The organism is Sphingomonas sp. 1185, from assembly GCF_040544655.1.
GTDB lineage: Bacteria > Pseudomonadota > Alphaproteobacteria > Sphingomonadales > Sphingomonadaceae > Sphingomonas.
This window is the reverse complement of the sequence record NZ_JBEPKL010000001.1, coordinates 358879-376905: the sequence shown is the minus strand read 5'-3', so window position 1 is coordinate 376905 and position 18027 is coordinate 358879. Positions and strand designations below refer to the sequence as shown.

General features: G+C 68.2%; 17 protein-coding genes. 13 read left to right on the top strand and 4 right to left on the bottom strand.

The features are described 5' to 3' along the window. Positions 1–16 precede the first annotated feature (16 nt). Genes ABIC44_RS01650 through ABIC44_RS01640 form a run of 3 tightly spaced genes read left to right on the top strand, consistent with a single transcriptional unit; the run spans position 17 to position 3080 of the window. On the top strand, positions 17–931 hold the full coding sequence (locus tag ABIC44_RS01650; RefSeq protein ID WP_354293246.1) for a dihydrodipicolinate synthase family protein: 915 nt from the start codon (positions 17–19) through the stop codon (positions 929–931). Further along, complete coding sequence (locus ABIC44_RS01645) at positions 931–1641, top strand: GntR family transcriptional regulator (protein WP_354293245.1); 711 nt, start codon at positions 931–933, stop codon at positions 1639–1641. Before ABIC44_RS01650 ends, ABIC44_RS01645 begins: the two co-directional genes overlap by 1 nt. Positions 1642–1676: 35 nt before the next feature. Next, positions 1677–3080: an amino acid permease gene (locus tag ABIC44_RS01640; RefSeq protein ID WP_354293244.1), complete on the top strand. Its 1404-nt coding sequence runs from the start codon at positions 1677–1679 to the stop codon at positions 3078–3080. Here ABIC44_RS01640 and ABIC44_RS01635 read toward each other — a convergent pair. Beyond that, positions 3044–5383, bottom strand: a complete 2340-nt coding sequence (locus ABIC44_RS01635; RefSeq protein WP_354293243.1) for a bifunctional diguanylate cyclase/phosphodiesterase — start codon at positions 5381–5383, stop codon at positions 3044–3046. The genes ABIC44_RS01640 and ABIC44_RS01635 overlap by 37 nt on opposite strands. 144 nt (positions 5384–5527) lie before the next feature. Between ABIC44_RS01635 and ABIC44_RS01630 the strand changes: the two genes are divergently transcribed. From ABIC44_RS01630 to ABIC44_RS01620, 3 genes are all read left to right on the top strand, one after another. Then, positions 5528–6136, top strand: coding sequence for a TetR/AcrR family transcriptional regulator (locus tag ABIC44_RS01630; protein WP_307099299.1), 609 nt, complete (start codon positions 5528–5530; stop codon positions 6134–6136). 188 nt (positions 6137–6324) lie between these two features. Then, complete coding sequence (locus ABIC44_RS01625) at positions 6325–6741, top strand: hypothetical protein (protein ID WP_354293242.1); 417 nt, start codon at positions 6325–6327, stop codon at positions 6739–6741. Between the two features lie 99 nt (positions 6742–6840). Then, positions 6841–7431, top strand: coding sequence for an alpha/beta hydrolase (locus tag ABIC44_RS01620; protein ID WP_309695965.1), 591 nt, complete (start codon positions 6841–6843; stop codon positions 7429–7431). Between the two features lie 111 nt (positions 7432–7542). Here ABIC44_RS01620 and ABIC44_RS01615 read toward each other — a convergent pair whose 3' ends face one another. After that, a complete protein-coding gene (locus ABIC44_RS01615) occupies positions 7543–7758 on the bottom strand; it encodes a hypothetical protein (protein WP_354293241.1) in 216 nt (71 codons plus the stop codon). A gap of 142 nt (positions 7759–7900) precedes the next feature. Here ABIC44_RS01615 and ABIC44_RS01610 point away from each other — a divergent pair, with 142 nt between their 5' ends. The 3 genes from ABIC44_RS01610 to ABIC44_RS01600 are packed head-to-tail and all read left to right on the top strand — an operon-like array spanning position 7901 to position 11450. Further along, entirely contained in the window at positions 7901–9121 is a 1221-nt protein-coding gene (locus ABIC44_RS01610; RefSeq protein WP_354293240.1) for a chymotrypsin family serine protease, read from the top strand. Positions 9122–9145: 24 nt separating this feature from the next. After that, positions 9146–10150 (top strand): zinc-dependent alcohol dehydrogenase family protein, encoded by a 1005-nt coding sequence (locus tag ABIC44_RS01605; protein WP_354293239.1) that lies wholly within the window; start codon positions 9146–9148, stop codon positions 10148–10150. A 10-nt stretch (positions 10151–10160) separates the two neighbouring features. Continuing rightward, complete coding sequence (locus ABIC44_RS01600; protein ID WP_354293238.1) at positions 10161–11450, top strand: NAD(P)/FAD-dependent oxidoreductase; 1290 nt, start codon at positions 10161–10163, stop codon at positions 11448–11450. Between the two features lie 3 nt (positions 11451–11453). On the opposite strand, the gene ABIC44_RS01595 is transcribed toward ABIC44_RS01600, so the two are convergent. Both ABIC44_RS01595 and ABIC44_RS01590 read right to left on the bottom strand, forming a co-directional pair. After that, positions 11454–12098 carry a GntR family transcriptional regulator gene (locus ABIC44_RS01595; protein WP_307099286.1) on the bottom strand — a complete coding sequence of 215 codons (645 nt, stop codon included), beginning with the start codon at positions 12096–12098 and terminating at the stop codon, positions 11454–11456. Between the two features lie 109 nt (positions 12099–12207). After that, the gene (locus ABIC44_RS01590; protein WP_354293237.1) at positions 12208–14262 is read right to left on the bottom strand and encodes an NAD(+) synthase; all 2055 of its coding nucleotides are present in this window, start codon (positions 14260–14262) and stop codon (positions 12208–12210) included. A 321-nt stretch (positions 14263–14583) separates the two neighbouring features. Between ABIC44_RS01590 and ABIC44_RS01585 the strand changes: the two genes are divergently transcribed. From ABIC44_RS01585 to ABIC44_RS01570, 4 genes are all read left to right on the top strand, one after another. After that, positions 14584–14931, top strand: coding sequence for an ArsC family reductase (locus tag ABIC44_RS01585; RefSeq protein ID WP_354293236.1), 348 nt, complete (start codon positions 14584–14586; stop codon positions 14929–14931). 61 nt (positions 14932–14992) lie between these two features. Beyond that, positions 14993–15856 (top strand): 3-methyl-2-oxobutanoate hydroxymethyltransferase, encoded by an 864-nt coding sequence (gene panB, locus ABIC44_RS01580; RefSeq protein ID WP_307099279.1) that lies wholly within the window; start codon positions 14993–14995, stop codon positions 15854–15856. A 134-nt stretch (positions 15857–15990) separates the two neighbouring features. After that, complete coding sequence (locus ABIC44_RS01575; RefSeq protein ID WP_354293235.1) at positions 15991–16659, top strand: tetratricopeptide repeat protein; 669 nt, start codon at positions 15991–15993, stop codon at positions 16657–16659. Then, positions 16656–17978 (top strand): outer membrane protein assembly factor BamB family protein, encoded by a 1323-nt coding sequence (locus tag ABIC44_RS01570; protein ID WP_354293234.1) that lies wholly within the window; start codon positions 16656–16658, stop codon positions 17976–17978. Before ABIC44_RS01575 ends, ABIC44_RS01570 begins: the two co-directional genes overlap by 4 nt. The last annotated feature ends 49 nt before the right edge of the window (positions 17979–18027 follow it).

Sequence of the window (18027 nt, the reverse complement as noted above, 5' to 3'; positions counted from 1 at the left end):
AGCAGGAAGACAGATTGTGAGCATCGGCTGGCGTGGCGTATTCCCCGCGGTGACGACCCAGGTGCGGGAGGATCTTTCGATCGATCTCGCCGACACGCAGCGCGTGGTGGACGATCTGGTCCGCGACGGCGTGACCGGCGTCATCGCCCTGGGCACGGTCGGCGAGAACAACTCGCTCGACTATGATGAGAAGGTCACGGTGCTGACCGCGATCGTCGAGGCGGTCGACGGCCGCGTGCCGGTGATCACCGGCGTGTCGGAATATGACACGCGCCGCGCGGTCCGCTATGCGCAGGCTGCCGAAAAGGCCGGCGCCGACGGCCTCATGCTGCTGCCGCCGATGGTCTATGTGCCCAAGGCGCATGAGCTGGTGAACCATTTCAAGGGCGTGGCGGATCAGGTCGGCCTGCCGATCATGCTCTACAACAACCCGCCCGCCTATCGCACGGTCATCGACCAGACGGTGCTGGAAGCGCTGGTCGACGTGAAGAACATCGTCGCGGTCAAGGAATCGGCTCCCGACACGCGTCGCTTCACCGACTTCCGCAACGCCTTTGGCGATCGTTACGTCCTGTTCGCCGGGCTGGACGACGTGGCGCTCGAGGGCCTGTACCTCGGCGCGCAGGGCTGGGTCTCGGGCCTGACCAACGCCTTCCCCAAGGAGTCGGTCGAACTGGTGGCCGCGTTCGAGCGGGGCGATCATGCCAAGGCGCTGGAAATCTATCGCTGGTTCATGCCGCTCCTCCACCTCGATGCCGAGCATGACCTGGTCCAGTCGATCAAGCTGGCCGAGCAGGTCATGGGTCGCGGTTCGGAGCGCGTGCTGCCGCCGCGCTACGTCCTCGAGGGCGAACGCCGTGCCCAGGTGATCGCGATGGTCGAAAAGGCCGCCGCGACCCGCCCGACCCTCGGGCTGAGCAAGGCCGCCTGATGGCGACGACGCTCCCGCCCCGCGACATGGTGCCGGATGACGGCCGAGCGCGGGGCGGGGGCGTCATCGTCGTGCAGACGCTGGCGGACAGGATCTTCGCCATCGTCCGCGAACGGATCGTGGCCGGTACGCTGGGGGGCGACCGACCGATCCGGCAGGACGCGCTGGCCGCCGAGCTGGGGGTCAGCAAGATCCCGCTGCGCGAGGCGCTCGCCCGGCTGGAGCAGGAGGGGCTGCTCCAGGGGGTTGCCAATCGCGGCTATCTGGTCGGTCGGCTGAGCGCGGCGCGGGCCGAGGAAATCTACATGCTTCGCTGCCGCCTCGAACCGGCGGCGGCGGCGCGTGCGGCGTTGGTCGCGAATGACGAGGACCGGACGCGGCTGATCGCGGCGTTCGACATGCTGGACCGCGCCGCGACCAGCGATCTGGCGCAGGTCGCCATCTCCAACCGGCAATTCCACATGGCGATGGTCCGCCCGATCGGACGGCCGCTGACCATCCGCATGATCCGACAATTGGCGGTGCTGGCGGAGCGCTATGTCGTCGCGCATCTGCAACCCGCCGGGCGCGATGCCCGCGCGCATCTGGAACACCGCGAACAGCTCGATGCCTTTCTGGCGCGCGACGCGGAACGGGTGCAAACATTGCTTGACGCGCATATCCGGTCCACGCTGATGGACCTGAAGGGCGGGTTCGCACTCGCCGGATAGCATGGAAACCATCGAGGCGGGGGATTTTGCTTCACATGTTCGGACCGTTCAAACCGCTGGGCAGCGCGACCCAGCATGGGGAAGGGCAGGCGCTGGCCAAGACGCTCAGCTGGCCGCACCTCATCGCGCTGGGGGTCGGCGCGATCGTCGGCACCGGCATCTACACGCTGACCGGGGTGGGCGCGGAACGGGCGGGGCCCGCCGTCATCCTGGCCTTCGCGATCGCGGGCGCGGTCTGCGCCTGCGCGGCGCTCGCCTATGCCGAACTGGCCACGCTGATCCCGGCGGCGGGCAGCGCCTATACCTTCAGCTACACCGCCTTGGGCGAGACGCTGGCCTGGGTCGTGGGGTGGAGCCTGATCCTCGAATATTCGCTGTCCTGCTCGGCGGTCGCGGTCGGCTGGGGTGGCTATCTGGTCGGCTGGATACAGGCGGCGGGGATACACTTGCCGCCCGAACTCCTGTCCGGGCCGCATGGCGGCGGCATCGTGAACCTGCCTGCGGTGGTCGTCGCCCTGTCGGTGATGGGCATGCTGATCGCGGGTACGCGTGAGAGCGCGACGCTCAATATCGTCCTCGTCGTCATCAAGCTGGTGGCGCTGGGCATCTTCGTGGCCTTTGCCCTTCCGGCCTTCCAGGGCGATAACCTCCATCCCTTCATGCCCTATGGCTTTGCCGCGCACGAGGTGGACGGTGCCAAGCGCGGCGTGATGGCGGCGGCGGCGATCGTGTTCTTTGCCTTTTACGGGTTCGACGCGGTCGCGACCTCGGCAGAGGAAGCAAAGAACCCCAGCCGTGACCTGACCATCGGTATCGTCGGCTCGATGCTGGTGTGCACGTTGATCTACATGGCGGTGGCCGTCGCGGCGATCGGATCGATGCCCTTCCAGCAGCTCGCCAATTCGCCCGAGCCGCTGGCGCTGGTCCTCCGCTCGCTGGGCCAGCCCCAGGCGGCGCATCTGATCGCGCTGGCCGCGGTCATCGCGCTGCCTTCGGTCATCCTGGTCATGATGTACGGACAGAGCCGCATCTTCTTCACCATGGCACGCGACGGCCTGTTGCCGCAGTCGCTCGCCGTGGTCAGCAAGCGCAGCGGCGCGCCGACCCGCATCACGCTGGTCACCGGCCTCTCAATCGCGCTGGTCGCTGGCACCTTCCGGCTGGACGAGATCGCCGAGCTGGCCAATGCGGGCACGCTGCTCGCCTTCATCGCGGTCGGCGCCTGTCTGATGGTGCTGCGGCGCAAGGCTCCCGAAGCCAAGCGGCTGTTCCGCTGCCCGCAGCCCTATCTGGTCGGCACGCTCGCCATCCTGGGCTGTATCTATCTGCTGTTCAGCCTGCCCAGTTCGACCATCATCCGGTTCGTCATCTGGAACCTGGCCGGGCTGGCCTTCTACTTCGTCTATGGTCGGCGGCGGAGCACGCTGGCGGCGGGATAAGCGGGCAGGCGGCCCGGGCGGCCGAACAGATAACCCTGGGCCTGGGGACATCCTTCCTCCAGCACCATGCGATGCTGTTCGGCCGTCTCCACCCCTTCGGCCACCACCGGCAGGTTCAGGCTCTGGCCCAGCCCGACGATCGCGCGGACGATCGACCGCGCGGCCTCGTCATCGGTGACGCCTGAGATGAAGCTGCGGTCGATCTTGATCTTGTCGAACGGAAAGCACTGGAGGTTGCTGAGCGAGCTGTAGCCGGTGCCGAAATCGTCCATGACGATCCCGACCCCCATGGCCTTCAGCCTGTGCAGCGTCCGCAGCGTGCCCTCCCGGTCGTGGAGCAGGACGTTCTCGGTGATCTCCAGCTCCAGCCGACGCGCGGGAAAGCCGCTTTCGGCCAGCGCCTTGGCGACGATCTCGGCCAGGTTGGGCAGCTGGAACTGGATGGGGGAGACGTTGACCGCCAGCGTCATCGGCTCGGGCCAGGTGGCGGCGGCGCGGCAGGCCTCGCCCAGCACCCATTCGCCGAGTTGCAGGATGATGCCCGTATCCTCGGCGATCGGCACGAACTCGTCAGGGACGATCTCGCCGCGCTCGGGATGCTGCCAGCGGAGCAGCGCCTCATAACCGATGACGCTCGCGCCCTCGGTCGAGACCAGCGGCTGATAGACCAACTGCATCTGGTCGCGCAGCAGGGCGTGGCGCAGGTCATGTTCTAGCGCACGGCGATGGCGGACCGCATGGTCCATGTCCTGGTCGAAGAAGGACGCCGCGCCGCGTCCGCTCGTCTTGGCGCGGTACAGCGCGACATCGGCATTGTGGCGAAGCCCATCGGCGTCGGCGGCATCCTGCGGGAACAGCGACACGCCGATGCTGACCCCGACTGCCGTCGGATCGCGGCTCAGGTCCATTTCGGTGGCAAAGGCGCCCAGGATCGTCGCGACCAGCTTGTGGACCCGGTCGGGATCGTCGACCCCGCGCTGCAGGATCAGGAACTCGTCGCCGCCGACCCGTGCGACCACCGCCGCCTCGTCGACCACGCCGGTCAGGATCCGGGCGACGCGACACAGGATCATGTCCCCCGCCGCATGGCCGAACAGATCGTTGACCGCCTTGAACCGATCGAGATCGAGCGCGAGCAGCGCGAAGGGGCCTTTCTGGTCGGCCTGTGCGATGGCCCCCTCCAGCGCCTGGGCGAAATAGGCGCGATTGGGCAATCCGGTCAGCGGGTCATGAACCGCCATATATTCGATCTGGCGCTGCGCCCGCCGCTGCTCGGTCAGGTCGCGCACCGCCATCACGGTCGATCGTCGTCCGCGATATTCGATCTCGTGACAGGCGACCTCCAGATAGCGTTCCATCGAGGCGTGGCAGGGGCGCGTCTCGACCGGGTGATCGTGCGTCAGGCTCAGCGGCACGCTGTCCATGGTTTCCAGCCAGTCCCCGGGGGTGGAGCCGATCAACGCCTGCGGCTCGACCCCCAGCATCGCGGCGAGCCGCGCATTGGTCTCGACGATACGGCCGTTCAGCAGGATCGCGATCCCCTCGCGGGTCGCCTGGGTCAGGCCGTGCAGGTCGGTCAGCCGCCGGTCGAGGATGGCCGCGCCGATCATCATCACGACGATCAGGCCGGTCGCCCCCAGCACGGCGCGGGCCAGGCCGTGCGGCTGGAGCGGTTCGAGCGTCGGATCGACCACCACTCCGCCGGGCAGGAGCGTCGTCGCCGCCATCGCCCCGAAATGCAGCATCACGACCCCCATCGCGCCCGCCAGGATCGGCAGGACCGCGCGCGTCATCCCGCGCAGCCGGATATGGGCAATCAGCGCGAGCGAGAGAAAGACCGTCGCGCCCAGCATCGCCTGCGTGACGCCCCATGGACTATACAGGATGCGGGCGGGCACGATCAGCGCGCTCATGCCGGCGAAGTGCATCGCGGCGATGCTGGCGGCCATGATCGTGGCCGCGATCACGAGCATCCCCGTCTCCCGCCGCCGGGCGATGAAGGTCAGCGCGAGCCAGATGCCCGCGATCGGAATCCCGATCGAAACGACGGTCAGCGACAGGTCGAAGCCCAGCGGCAGGGGCCCTCGATAGGCGAGCATGGCCAGGAAATGCGTTGCCCAGATGCCGATCCCCGCAGTGATCGCGGCAAAGGCCAGCCAACTGCGGCGGCGACCCTCGACGCATTCCTCCGAGCGGGCGTGCAGGAGGAAGAGCGCGGACAATCCCAGGACGCAGATCCCGGCGGCCAGTCCGACCAGCCAGGGATCATGGTCTTTGGTGATACATCCGACGATATTGAGCATGCTGTCCTGGTCCCCCGACGACCCTTCATAGGACGACGTCGCTTTCCGAACATTTAAGAGCGTTGGCACCGGATCGGAGGAAGCCGGCCGGGTAGGGCGTTCGGGGGTTTCAAAAATCGCCCAGATAATTATATACCGACTGTTATGGAAAATGCTTTGCCCGCTTGTAAGGGGCGTCCTCGCGAATTCTGCACCGAGCAGGCGCTGGCCTCGGCGCTCCGGGTCTTCTGGAGCAAGGGATATGAGGGCGCGTCGATGGCGGACCTGACCGAGGCGATGGGGATCACCAAGCCCAGCCTCTATGCCGCGTTCGGCAACAAGGAAGCATTGTTCCACAAGGCGCTGGACCTCTATGAGGCCGAGAAGATGGCCTTTATCCGCGAGGCGCTGAACCAGCCCACCGCGCGGGGCGTGGCCGAGCATTTGCTGCGCGGCGCGGTCGATGCGCAGACCAACCAGCAGGAACCGCGCGGTTGCCTGGGGGTGATCCACTCGGTCGCTTGCGGGTCGGAAGCCGAATCGATCAAGGCGGAGGTCGTCGCCCGCCGTGCCTCCTCACAGGCGGCGTTGCTCGCCCGGTTCCAGCGCGCCAAGGACGAAGGCGATCTGCGCGAGGATGTCGAGCCCGAGGGGCTGACCGCGATGCTCTATGCGCTGTTCCAGGGAATGGCCGTGCAGGCCGGGTCGGGGGCCAGCCGCGCCGATTTGGAAAGGCTGGTCGAGACGGGTCTGAAATGCTGGCCGACGCGTTGAATACCGGTCGGTATAAAATGCTTGACGGGGCGTCGGCGGCTTAATATACCGCTTGGTATGGAAGGCGCCTGGTAGTCTTCCGAACATCATTGGCGAGACATGGATACGGGCGGCATGGGGTCGCCGGATCGCGGCGGGCGGATGCGCTTTGCCGGACAGGGTGTCGCGCGACGCAAAAGGGGTATGTCATGGCCTATGTCGCTTTTCAGGAAATCGGTGCCGCGCGGGCCGCGTTCGATGCCGCCACCGCCGAACAGGGTGCGGCGGCGATCCCTCCTGACGCCCGCCTGTCCGCGCTGGAATGGCAGGTCGTGGCGCTGGCCCGTCGCGACCGCGTCTCGTCGCTGCGCGCGCCCAGCCGCCTGGGCCGGGCGCTCGGCTCGATCTTCGGCGAGACGCGCAATCCACGGCTGGCCGATCCCTCGCTCGAGGCGCTGCGCCGGATGGCGGTGCTGAGCTGGCATCATGGCTATAGCGTGCCCTCGCACGAGGTCCGCGCGTTCCTGGCCGCGGGGTACAGCCCCGATCAATATGAGTTGATGGTCGACAGCATCGCGACCGCGCTGGCGGGTTCGCGCCGTTCGACCCGGATCGCCGCCGCCTGACGGCGATCGTCGCGCCGGGACGAGGCGGCGTCGCGTCGATGCCCCTTGCCTCGCGCGATAAGCGGCGTACCTTGGGGGGATCAGCGACGGAGCAGATCCATGGCCGCCGAACTGCGTCTGACCGACCCCTTTTCGATCATCACCCTGCCCATGGCGGGCGCGCCGGGCAGCGAGCAGGCGGCGCCGTGGGAAAGGCTGTTCGCCTGGCCGCGACGGGGCGATGTCCAGCTTCCCTTCGACGCCAGCAGCCGCGAGGCGCGCGATGCCTGGGCCACCCGGCTCGACCATGCGGTGGCGCATGCTGACAAGGCGGTGCTGCTGGTCGCGGAAAACGCCGCCTGCCTGGCCAGCATCTGGTGGGCGCGGCTGTCGCCCAGCCATTATGTCTCCAAGGTCGCGGGCGCGCTGTTCTTCCAGCCGCCCTCCATCGCGCCGCTCGACCGGTCCGGCGGGCAACTTTTCGCCTCGCCCGAGGCGGCGCTGCCTTTCCCGTCTCTGGTGATCGACGGCGCGCTGCACGGACCCGCGCTGGCGCAGGCCTGTGGCGGGCGGCTGCTGGAGGCACCGCGCGCCGCGCCGCCCGCGACCGGCATGTGGCGACAGGCGCAGCGTTTGATCGAGCGGCTGTCGGCCGGGGTGGTCGAACAGGATATGCGCGTCCTGCGCACGCTGGGCATTCCCGACCGATGACAGGCATAAAAATGGCCCGGCGGGATGCCGCCGGGCCAGTCGAACGCCATAGGGAGCTTCCTTTGGCGAGCAGGAGAGGTGGCGGGCCGCGTCGCCCGCGTCCGTCCGCCGCTATTGCGGGGCCGTGCTGTTGAGGTCGGCGTCGTTGGACGTCAGCAGGTCGTTGCCCAGGGCCTCGTTTTCCGCCACCGGCGTTTCGTCATTGGCAAGCACCACCGATCCGTTATCCAGCGTGGCATTGTCGGCGGCGGTCCCCTTGGGCGAGCAACCGGCAAGCGGCGCGATCGACGCCAGCAGGATCAATGGAAAGGCGCGACGTCGCATCATGAATCCGGTTCCCTTCTGTCCCTGTACAGCCCTGTTCGGCTCGGCCTGATAAATACATACCAAATCGATGGGATATAAGAAGCGCTATTCTTTCGCGGCTGATAGCTGGGCTATCTGGCGCCTGATATTGGCCCTGGTCGGCATGGTATCGATCGCCGGTGTCGCCAGCGCGCAGCCGGTCGGGCCGGGCGGGCCGGTCGGGCTCGACGGGCAGGCGGCGCTTGCGCTCGACGCCGCGACCTATGCGACGCAGTCCGGCCTGTCGCCGTCCGACGCCTTGCGCGAGTTGCAGGTCCAGGACGCATCGGTGCCGGTGACCGATGCGCTTCGCACGGAGTTCGCCGATCGGCTGGCCGGGCTGTCGGTGGGGCATGCGCCCTTCCATGTCGATGTGCTGCTGACCGGCGACGCGCCCGTGGCGGACCGGGTGGTGCAGGTGGCGGGCATGCCGGTGCTGATCCGCTTTCGCACCGGAGCCTATGCCACCCATGGCCAGTTGGTGACCGCGCTCGCGCTTCACCAGACCGAAATCCGCGCCAGCCTGACACGCCCGCCGGGGATCGGCGTCGATCCGCGTATCGGCGCGCTGGTCGTCATGGTGGGGCAGGCGGACCTGCTGGCCGAGCCGGGCGAGGCCTTGCGCGACCGGATCGCGCGGCTGGCGGGGGTGCCGGTGCGGATCGCCACCATGGAGACGCCCGATACCGACCTTGCCGATCTGCAAGGCGGTGCGCGGCTGGTCGGTGTCGATCCGGCCGACGGGCGGCGCTATGCCTGTACCAGCGGTTTCGTCGTGCGGCGCGGCGGGGAGGATGCGGTCGTCACCGCCGCGCATTGTCCCGACAATCTGTCGTGGAGCGACGCCGCCCGCACCGAACATCCGCTGCCTTTCCTGGGGCAATGGGGCTGGGGCTATCAGGACGTGCAGGTCAATGGCAGCCCGGTGCCGCTGGCGCCGCGTTTCTGGAGCGATACGGCCAAGACGATCAGCCGGACCGTCACCGGCGAGCGCCCGCGCGATTCGACGCGGGCGGGTGACATCGTCTGCCATCGCGGCGAGCGGACCGGCTATAGCTGTGCCGAGATATGGATGCCCGATTTCGCACCCGCCGGCGATCTGTGCGGTGGCGGCTGCACGGCGGCCTGGGTCGCGGTGCGCGGTCCGACCTGTCGCAGCGGCGACAGCGGCGGGCCGGTCTTCCTGGGCGGCACCGCCTTCGGGATCGTCAAGGGCGGCAGCTACCGCGCCGACGGCAGCTGCGCCTTCTATTTCTACATGTCGCTCGATTTCCTGCCCAGCGGATGGTCCCTGGCGACCGGCGGAGGATCGCATCGCTGCATTGCAACGTTGGCGTGTCGGTAACGAATATCGGCAAAGGTCGACGACATGAAAGCGATGATCCTCGACGCACCCGGCGGGCTGGACCGTCTGCGTCTGGTCGAGCGTCCCGATCCGGGGGCACCGGGCGCGGGCATGATCCGGGTCCGGCTGCATGCGACGTCGCTCAACTATCATGACTATGGCGTCGTCTCTGGCCGGATGCCGACCGAGGATGGCCGCATCCCGATGGCGGATGGCGCCGGGATCGTCGAGGCGGTGGGCGAGGGGGTGACCGACTTCGCGGCGGGCGATTCGGTCGTCGCGTGCTTCTTTCCCGATTGGCAGGAGGGGCCCGCGCGGGTCGGCGACTTCGCCCGGACGCCCGGCGACGGCATCGATGGCTATGCCTGCGAGACGGTGGTCGCCCCCGCGACCGCCTTCACCCTGTCGCCCAAGGGCTATGACCATGCGCAGGCCGCGAGGATCACCACCGCCGGACTGACCGCGTGGCGCAGCCTGGTGGTCGATGGCGGGCTGAAGGCCGGGGACCGAGTGGCGGTGCTGGGCACGGGCGGCGTTTCGATCTGGGCGCTCCAGATCGCCAGGCTGATGGGGGCGAGCGTGGTGGTCACCTCGTCCTCCGATGCCAAGCTGGAACGCGCCAGGGCGCTGGGCGCGGATCATGTCATCAACTACCGCACCCATGCCGACTGGGGCCGGATGGTCCATGACTGGGCCGGAGGCGGCGTCGACCATGTGGTGGAGGTCGGCGGTCCGGGGACGCTCGCCCAGTCGATCGATGCGGTCCGGATCGGGGGGCATATCGGCTTGATCGGCGTGCTGACCGGTGCCAGCGGCGAGGTGCCGACCGCGACCATGATGCTGAAGCAGGCGCGCCTCCAGGGCCTGATCGTCGGCAGCCGCCGGATGCAGCAGGACTTCGTCCGCGCGCTCGACACCGCCGAACTCCGCCCGGTGATCGACCGGAGCTTTGCGCTGGACCAACTCGGCGATGCATTCCGCCATCAGGAAAGCGGCGCGCATTTCGGCAAGATCGCGGTGACATGGTGAGGGTGCCGTCATGAGCGGGCCCGAAGGCCACGCCGTCGATCCCGCCTGGCCGCATGTCGTCATCGTCGGCGCCGGGTTTGGCGGGCTGGCGGTGGCCAAGCGGCTGGCCCGCGCGCCGGTGCGGGTGACGGTGATCGACCGGAACAACTATCATCTGTTCGTGCCGCTGCTCTATCAGGTCGCGACCGCCGCGCTGTCCCCGGCGGATGTGGCCGAGCCGATCCGCCATGTCCTCGGCCGGTTCCCCAATATCCGCGTCGTGCTGGGTGATGTCGCGCAGATCGACACCGGGGCGCGCCGGATCGGCCTGTCGACCGGCGAGACGCTGTCCTATGACCGGCTGGTCGTCGCCACCGGATCGACCAGCAGCTATTTCGGGCATGACGAATGGCGCAGCGTCGCGCCCGCCTGCAAGTCGATCGAGGAGGCGCGGCTGATCCGCTCGCGCGTGCTGGGCGCGTTCGAGGAGGCGGAGCGCGACGGCGCGGCGGATCGCGAGGCGCTGATGACCTTCGTGATCGTCGGCGGCGGCCCGACCGGGGTGGAACTGGCGGGCTCGGTCGCCGAGCTGGCACGCTATACGCTGACCGCGGACTTCCGGCGCATCCGGCCCGAGGCGGCGAAGATCATCCTGGTCGAGGCGGGCCCGCGCATCCTGGCCGCCTTTCCCGATTCGCTGGCCGATTATGCCGAGCGGGCACTCGGGCGGCTGGGCGTCGAGATCATGACGAACATGCCGGTCGAGACGATCACTGAGGAAGGGCTGACCGCGGGCGGCCGCTTCATCCCGGCACGCACCGTCCTGTGGGGGGCGGGCGTCGCGCCGACGGGGGCGGCGGCGCTGCTGGGGGTGAAGCCGGGGCCGGGCGGTCGGGTCGCGGTAAAGCCCGACCTGAGCGTCGAGGGGCTGGAGGGCGTCTATGCGCTGGGCGATGTCGCCGCCTGTCCGGACGAGGCGGGCAAGCCGCTGCCGGGACTGGCGCAGGTGGCGCAGCAGCAGGGGGACTATCTGGGCAAGGCTTTGCGCGACCTGTTGACCCGGGGCCGGTCCGCGCCGCCCTTTCGCTTCCACAATCGCGGCAATGCGGCGATCATCGGGCGACACGCCGCGATCTTCGATTTCGGCCGCTATCGGTTAAAGGGCTATCCGGCCTGGATGCTATGGGCGATCGTCCATGTCGTGCTGCTGGTCAGCTTCGCGCAGCGCATCCGCGTCAGCCTGCAATGGCTCTGGCGCTATCTGACCTATCGCCGGGGCGCGCGGATCATCACGACGCCCGTGGCGCGGGGTTCGGGATAGCGTTTATTCGGCCAGCTGGGCGCGAAGGTCGACGATCGTCGCGCCAATATGATCGGTCAGCAGCCCGGCGACCCGCGCTTCGTCACGCGCCAGCCATGCATCGAGCAGCGCGTGATGCTCCTCATGCGCGCGGTCCTCGCGTCCGGCGGGTTTCAGATGCTGGACGACATAGCGTTCGGCCAGCACCTGCAACCGCTCGATCAGCTGGAAGGTGAGCGCGGCGCCCAGCGGCCGGACCAGCGCGAGGTGGAAGGCGCGGTTGAGGAGCGCGACCTCGTGCAGCGCCTCGCGCGCCGCCACGTCGAGCGCGGTCAGCGCCTCGCGCGCCGCCGCCTGATCGGCGATCGAGGCGACGCGGCTGGCCCGCGCGGCGGCATCGGGTTCGATCGACAGGCGGAGCTCGTAAATCTCCTCCGCCTCGCCCGCGCCCAGCGACCGGACGAAGAAGCCGCGATTGGCCTGGCTGACCAGCAGCCCTTCCTGCTCCAGACGCGCCAGCGCCTCGCGAAGCGGAATCTTGCTGACCCCCAACTCGTTGGCCAGCGCGTCCTGGCGGATCGGCTGGTCTTCGGGCAGGGCGCCGCTGATGATGCGTTCGCGGACGATCGTGAAGATCTGCTCCGACAGGGTGCGAACGACAAGGCTCATGGTATCTCTCGTGCCGACAGGCCGGGAGGAGCCTGTAATTTGGGAAGAAACGTATACGTCAAGCGTTCAGCATAGCGCCGAACGTCCTCCCCTGCCAAGCCCGCTCTGGTCAGGCCGGTGGCAGGGTGTCCCGCAATTCCGCCAGCCAGATCGCCGCACTGCCGTCCGAGGGCGCACGCCAGTCGCCACGGGGCGAAAGCGCGCCGCCCGGCGACACTTTCGGGCCGTTGGGAAGCGCCGAACGCTTGAACTGGCTGGTCTGGAAGAAGCGGGTCAGGAACCGCTCCAGCCAGTGGCGGATCACGGGCAGGTCATAGGCGATGCGCGCATCCTGCGGCAGATCCTCGGGCCAGCCGCCCGCCTCCGCGTCATGCCACGCATGCCAGGCGAGGAAGGCGATCTTGGAGGGCTTCAGGCCGTAGCGGATGACGTAATGCGCGAAGAAATCGTTGAGCGCATAGGGGCCGATCATCGCCTCGGTCGACTGCATCGCGCCGCTAGCATCGGCGGGGACCAGTTCGGGCGAGATTTCCTGCGCCAGGATCGCGGCCAGCACCTGGTTGGTCGCCGCGTCATACTGGCCGGTACGGATGCACCAGCGGATCAGGAACTGGATCAGCGTCTTCGGAACCCCCGCATTGACCGCATAATGGCTCATCTGGTCGCCGACGCCGTAGGTGCACCATCCGAGCGCCAGCTCCGACAGGTCGCCGGTGCCCAGCACGATCCCGCCGCGCTGGTTGGCGAGGCGGAAGAGATAGTCGGTGCGGAGCCCCGCCTGCACATTCTCGAAGGTCACGTCATGGACCGGCTCCCCGGCCGCGAAGGGATGGCCCATGTCCGCCAGCATCTGTTGCGCGGCGGGGCGGATGTCGATCTCCTCGGCGCTCACCCCCAACGCGCGCATCAGCGCCCAGGCCTGCGCCTTCGTCCCCTCGCCGGTGGCGAAGCCGGGCATGGTGAAGGCCAGGATGCGGTCGCGGCTCCAGCCCAGCCGGTCGGTCGCCTTGGCCGCGACGATCAGCGCATGGGTGGAATCGAGCCCGCCGGACACGCCGATGACCAGCGTCCGGGCGCGGCTCGCCTCCAGCCGCTTGGCCAGCGCCTCGACCTGGATGTTATAGGCCTCGAAGCAATCTTCGTCGCGCCGCGCGGGGTCGTCGGGGACGAAGGGAAAACGCTGCACCTGGCGGCGGAGGCCCTGTTCGACCGGCTCGACCCCGTGGACGAAGCCGATGCGGCGGAACCGCGTCTCGGGATGGCCCATGGCGGCGGCGGCGTCGTTGAACGTGCCGAAGCGCAGCCGCTCCTGCACGATCCGCTCGACATCGACATCGGCGATGGTGAGCGCGGGGCGCCGGTCGAACCGCTCCGACTGGGTCAGAAGCTCGCCCAGTTCGTGGATCAGCCCCTGGCCGTCCCAGGACAGGTCGGTCGTGCTCTCGCCAATCCCCGCCGCCGAATAGACATAGGCGCAGGCCGCCCGCGCCGACTGCGCCGCCGCCAGCATCGTCCGGTCGCGCGCCTTGCCGATGACGATGTTCGACGCCGACAGGTTGCAGCAGATCGTCGCACCCGCCAGCGCCCCCAGCGTCGAGGGCGGGGTGGGGGCCCAGTAATCCTCGCAGATTTCGGCATGGATGACGAAGCCGGGCAGGTCCTCGGCCGCGAAGATCAGGTCGGTGCCGAAGGGCACCGACTGTCCGTCCAGATCGATGGTCAGCCCGGTCAGGCCGACGCCGCTCGCGAACCAGCGCTTCTCGTAATATTCGCGGTAATTGGGCAGGAAGCTCTTGGGCACCACGCCCAGGATGCGGCCGCGCGCGATGGCGACGGCGCAATTGTACAGCCGCCCGTTGCGAGGCAGCGCCGCTCCGACGAGCATCACCGGCGACAGGGCGGCGCTGGCATCGACCATCTCGCCCAGCGCCTCCAGCGTGGCGCGGTGCATCGCGCCCTGAAGATGCAGGTCGTCGATCGCATAGGAGGTCAGCGACAATTCGGGAAAGACGATCAGGTCGACCCCGTCTTCATCCGCCGTCCGCGCCAGGTCGAGCATGGCCTGCGCATTGGCGAACGCATCCCCCACCGAGGCGGCGGGCGTCGCGGCGGCGACCCGGATCAGGCCATGGGTGTGAAGCGCGTAGAAGGGATGGTCCTGCATGGCTGTCGGGATAGCGGGCCGGAAAGGGGGGCGCCACCCCGTGTGGATTGCCACGGGTTAGGTTTCCGGGGGGGCGTGGCCTTCGACTTCGCTCAGGCTGAACGGAGCGAGGGAATGGGGACTTTTCAAGACACCAGTCACGTCGAGATCGTCATCAACGGAGCTGAACGGAGCGGGGGAATGGGGGCTTTCCCCAACCGCCGTTCAGCCTGAGCGAAGTCGAAGGCCACGCCCCACGCTAGCCCAATCCCCGAACCGACCTGCTGCAATTCCCCCACATCACCGCTAAAGCCCCCGACAAATCATGATCCGGAGCCTCGAATGACCATCCAACTCTACGGCATCCCCAATTGCGACACGATGAAGAAGGCGCGGACCTGGCTCGACCAGCATGGCGTCGACTATCGCTTCCACAACTACAAGACCGACGGGATCGACGAGGCCAGCCTGCGCCGCTGGGTCGATCAGGTGGGTTGGGAAGTGCTGCTGAACCGGGCGGGCACGACCTTTCGCAAGCTGGACGAGGCCGAACGCCAGGATATCGATGCCGACAAGGCGATCCATCTGATGCAGGCGCAGCCCTCGCTCATCAAGCGGCCGGTGCTCGACCGCGACGGCACGCTGACCGTGGGCTTCAAGCCCGAGCGCTACGCCGAAATCCTCCCCTGAAAATCCGCCCGCAAACCAGGGGGCTGGAGCCGGTGGCGTAGCGGGAGTAGAGGCTGGCGCCATGTCCACGACCTACACGCTCGACACCGCGACGAGTCGCGCCAATCCCACGCCCGCGCCGATGAAGCGGCTGACCATCCCCGCCATCCGCCGTGCCAAGGGCGGCACGCCCCTGGTCATGCTGACCGCCTATACGGTGCGCTCGGCGCAGCTGCTCGACCCGCATTGCGACATGCTGCTGGTCGGCGACAGCCTGGGGCAGGTGATCTATGGCCTGCCCTCGACCGTGCCGGTCACGCTCCAGATGATGGCGGCGCACGGGGCGGCGGTCGTGCGGGGCAGCTATCACGCGGTGGTCGTCATCGACCTGCCCTTCGGCAGCTATGAGGCGAGCCCGGAAAAGGCGTTCGAGAATGCCGCCTGGCTGCTCAAGGAAACCGGCGCGGCGGCGGTCAAGCTGGAGGGCGGGGTCGCCATGGCGCCGACCGTCCGCTTCCTGGTCGAGCGGGGCATCCCCGTCATGGGCCATGTCGGCCTGACGCCGCAGGCGGTGAACGTGCTGGGCGGCTATGGCGCGCGCGGCCGCAGCCCCGAGGAAGCCGCCAAGATCGTCGCCGATGCGGTGGCGGTGGCGGAGGCGGGGGCCTTTTCGGTGGTGATCGAGGGGGTGGTGGAACCCATCGCGATCGAGATCACCCGGCAGGTCGCCTGTCCGACCATCGGCATCGGCGCGTCGGCCGAGTGCGACGGGCAGGTGCTGGTCGGCGAGGACATGCTGGGCCTGTTCGACCGCACCGCGCGCTTCGTCCGCCGCTACGAGACGATGGGCGAGCGGATCGGCGAGGCGGCACGGACCTATGCCGAGGATGTCCGCGCCCGGCGTTTTCCGGGGCCCGAACAGGTCTACGCCCCCCGCGAATCCTGATCGCGCGGGGCGCAATTCCCAACCCCGCTTCCCACCGGGGCCGCTCCTCGCTAAAGGTCGCGGCTTCCTTATTGCCCTGATCCAGAATAGCGGAGCCCGTCTTGGCCCTAACGCCCCAATCCAGCCAGGCCTTTATGAGCGAGGTCGACGACGAACTGCGTCGCGACCGGCTGACCCGTTTCTGGACCCGCTGGGGCCTGGTGGTCGGGGCGGCGATCCTGATCGGCCTCGCGGCCTTTGGCGGCTATCTCTATTGGCAGCACCGCCAGCATCAGGCGGCAGGTGTCGATGGCGAGCAGTTGCAGAGCGCCTATGACGCGCTGGCGCAGAACGACACCAAGACGGCGGACGCCAAGCTGAAGACGCTGGCCGGGTCGAATGTCGACGCCTATCGCGCGCTGGCGGAATTCACCCAGGCGGACATCCTGCTCCAGCGCGACGACCTGAAGGGCGCGGCGGCCAGGTTCGCCGCGATCGCGGGCGATGCCTCGCTGGCGCAGCCGTTCCGCGACCTGGCGCTGGTTCGCCAGACCATGGCCGAATATGACACGATGAAGCCCCAGGCGGTCGTCGCCCGTCTGGGCACGCTGGCGGTGCCCGGCAATGCCTGGTTCGGCAGCGCGGGCGAGATGGTCGCGGTCGCCTATCTGCGGATGAACAAGCGGGCCGAAGCGGGCCGCCTGTTCGGACAGATTGCCAGCGACAAGGATGTGCCCGATACGTTGCGGCAACGTGCGGTTCAGATGGCCGGCGTATTGGGGGTCGATGCGGTCGGCCAGAGCGAGGACACGAAGACCCAATGACGAAGCATTTCCGCACCTCGGCAGCGCTTGCCGCGCTGATGGCGCTGGGCGCCTGTGGGGTATTCAAGGGCGCACCCAAGAAGACGCCGACCATCGGCAACCGGGTGCCGATCCTCGTCTCCGAGACGGGGGTCGAGGCCGACAAGACGATCGCCGACGTGCAGGTCCTGTTGCCCGCACCCGAAACCAACACCGACTGGTCGCAGCCGGGTGGCAATGCCGCCAAGTCAATGGGGCAGCTCGCGCTGGCGGCGCAGCCGCAGCGTCTGTGGCAGAGCACGATCGACGGCGGCTCGGCCCGCGATCCGCTGACCACCGCGCCGGTGGTGGCGGAGGGCAAGCTGTTCGTCGTCGATGTCGACGGCAACGTCATAGCCATGAACGCCGATACCGGGGCCAAGCTCTGGTCGACTGCGGTCAGCGAGGGGGAGGCCAACCATTCGGCCCGTTTCGGCGGCGGGGTCAGCTATGATTCCGGCACCGTCTTCGCCACCGACGGCCTGGGCGACGTGATCGCCGCCAGCGCGGCCGACGGCAAGGTGCTGTGGCGCGCCAAGCCCAGCGGCCCGCTGCGCGGTTCGCCGACGATCGCCAACGGCAATGTCTATGTCCTGACCCAGGACAACCAGCTTTATGCGATCAACCAGGCCGATGGTAAGATCGTCTGGGCGGGGCAGGGGACGCTCGGCACGCAGGGTGTGCTCGGCGTCGCCGCGCCCTCGGCCAGCCAGGGTACGGTGATCGCCGGCTTCTCCAGCGGCGAGCTGAACGCCTATCGCTATGAGAATGGCCGCATGCTGTGGCAGGACGCGCTGTCGCGCACGACCATCTCGACCTCGGTGTCGAGCCTGTCGGACATCGACGCCGCGCCGGTGATCGACCAGGGCCGCGTCTATGCGCTGGGCCAGGGCGGCCGCATGGTCGCGCTGGAATTGTCGACCGGCCAGCGGCTGTGGGAACAGAATTTCGCCGGTATCTCGACGCCGTGGATCGCGGGCGAATGGATATTCCTCGTCACCGACGATGCGCGCCTGGTCGCGCTCGCCCGGTCGAGCGGCAAGGCGCGCTGGATCGCCCAGCTCCAGCGTTTCCACAACGAGAAGAAGAAGACTGGCGCGATCACCTGGTTCGGTCCGGTGCTGGCGGGCAACCGTCTGATCCTGACCAATTCGGAGGGGCAGATCGTCTATGCCAATCCGGGCGACGGCTCGGTCGAGGCGACGGTCGACACCAAGGCGCCCTTCGCGCTGCCGCCGATCGTCGCGAACGGCACGCTGTACGTTCTGGATCAGAAGGGGCGGGTGACCGCTTACAAGTGATCGCTTGTCGCCTCCCCGGCAGGGCTCGGGGAGGCGATACGTTTGTACC

Bases quoted from the DNA above. Each gene is read 5' to 3' on its own strand.
- ABIC44_RS01615 (WP_354293241.1), bottom strand. From the start codon at position 7,758: ATGATGCGACGTCGCGCCTTTCCATTGATCCTGCTGGCGTCGATCGCG.
- ABIC44_RS01590 (WP_354293237.1), bottom strand. From the start codon at position 14,262: ATGCAGGACCATCCCTTCTACGCGCTTCACACCCATGGCCTGATCCGG.
- ABIC44_RS01620 (WP_309695965.1), top strand. From the start codon at position 6,841: ATGGCCGCCGAACTGCGTCTGACCGACCCCTTTTCGATCATCACCCTG.
- ABIC44_RS01605 (WP_354293239.1), top strand. From the start codon at position 9,146: ATGAAAGCGATGATCCTCGACGCACCCGGCGGGCTGGACCGTCTGCGT.
- ABIC44_RS01630 (WP_307099299.1), top strand. From the start codon at position 5,528: ATGGAAAATGCTTTGCCCGCTTGTAAGGGGCGTCCTCGCGAATTCTGC.
- ABIC44_RS01625 (WP_354293242.1), top strand. From the start codon at position 6,325: ATGGCCTATGTCGCTTTTCAGGAAATCGGTGCCGCGCGGGCCGCGTTC.
- ABIC44_RS01585 (WP_354293236.1), top strand. From the start codon at position 14,584: ATGACCATCCAACTCTACGGCATCCCCAATTGCGACACGATGAAGAAG.
- ABIC44_RS01575 (WP_354293235.1), top strand. From the start codon at position 15,991: ATGAGCGAGGTCGACGACGAACTGCGTCGCGACCGGCTGACCCGTTTC.
- ABIC44_RS01570 (WP_354293234.1), top strand. From the start codon at position 16,656: ATGACGAAGCATTTCCGCACCTCGGCAGCGCTTGCCGCGCTGATGGCG.
- ABIC44_RS01640 (WP_354293244.1), top strand. From the start codon at position 1,677: ATGTTCGGACCGTTCAAACCGCTGGGCAGCGCGACCCAGCATGGGGAA.
- ABIC44_RS01645 (WP_354293245.1), top strand. From the start codon at position 931: ATGGCGACGACGCTCCCGCCCCGCGACATGGTGCCGGATGACGGCCGA.
- ABIC44_RS01635 (WP_354293243.1), bottom strand. From the start codon at position 5,383: ATGCTCAATATCGTCGGATGTATCACCAAAGACCATGATCCCTGGCTG.
- ABIC44_RS01595 (WP_307099286.1), bottom strand. From the start codon at position 12,098: ATGAGCCTTGTCGTTCGCACCCTGTCGGAGCAGATCTTCACGATCGTC.
- ABIC44_RS01610 (WP_354293240.1), top strand. From the start codon at position 7,901: ATGGTATCGATCGCCGGTGTCGCCAGCGCGCAGCCGGTCGGGCCGGGC.
- panB (WP_307099279.1), top strand. From the start codon at position 14,993: ATGTCCACGACCTACACGCTCGACACCGCGACGAGTCGCGCCAATCCC.
- ABIC44_RS01600 (WP_354293238.1), top strand. From the start codon at position 10,161: ATGAGCGGGCCCGAAGGCCACGCCGTCGATCCCGCCTGGCCGCATGTC.